We start from the raw sequence: 764 nt of genomic DNA, 5'->3' as shown, positions 1-764 counted from the left end.
AGGTAAAGCAACTTTACTTTCTCTATGTTTATTATTTTTGATTTACTCATTATTAACTTTAATAAAAAGCTATTTGTTTATGCCTATTATGCTTTTTTTATGGGGACTATTTGTTTTTGGTAGGTTACGTGTAAATACGATAATCTATGTTTTTACTTTATTAACACCCATTATATATTTGACATTTTCTGGTTTATATAGTAGTTCAAGTGAGATTTTTTATAAAATTTTTGAACGTATATTTTTAGTTCAAGCTGAAGGTATGTTTCTCATAAGGCAGTATTTTCAAAACTTTGAATTAGGTGCGTTATTATATTCATCACCAGTTAGGCACTTTTCGGGTACCGAAACATTTGACCCTGCGGCTGAGATTGTGAAGCACTATTTTGGTGAAGGAAGTGGTTGGGTGAATATGAACTCATTCTATACTGGTCAAGCATTTGTTATGTTTGGGGAAGCATATATTTTTGTCATTCCTTTTATTTTTATCATTCAATTCTTATTTTGTAGATCCTTGTTGAAACTTTCATTACCTTCAGGTTTTGCAAATGTAATATTAATCGGCATATGCTTGTTTTTGCCATTAAGTAATAATATTGCTAATCTTGTTTGGTTTAAAGATCTAATAGCGGTTATGATATTACTTCCTGTGTTATATTTGCTTGTTAATACAAAGAAGGTGTTTTGATGAACCTAAATAGAGTTTGCTTAACTTTTGATATTAATTATATTCATTATGCAAAAGTGTTGATTAACTCAATATC

At 28.9% G+C, this 764-nt stretch carries 1 protein-coding gene; it reads left to right on the top strand.

The window, feature by feature from the left end:
* The coding region (locus tag L1D47_RS20925) for a hypothetical protein (RefSeq protein WP_239886639.1) at window positions 1-688 on the top strand (688 nt) is incomplete at its 5' end.
* Window positions 689-764 lie beyond the last annotated feature (76 nt).

The organism is Shewanella sp. Isolate7 (assembly GCF_022398425.1).
In the GTDB taxonomy this organism is placed as follows: Bacteria; Pseudomonadota; Gammaproteobacteria; order Enterobacterales; family Shewanellaceae; genus Shewanella.
Note: the sequence above shows the minus strand (reverse complement) of the source record. Positions and strands in the feature narration are given on the sequence as shown.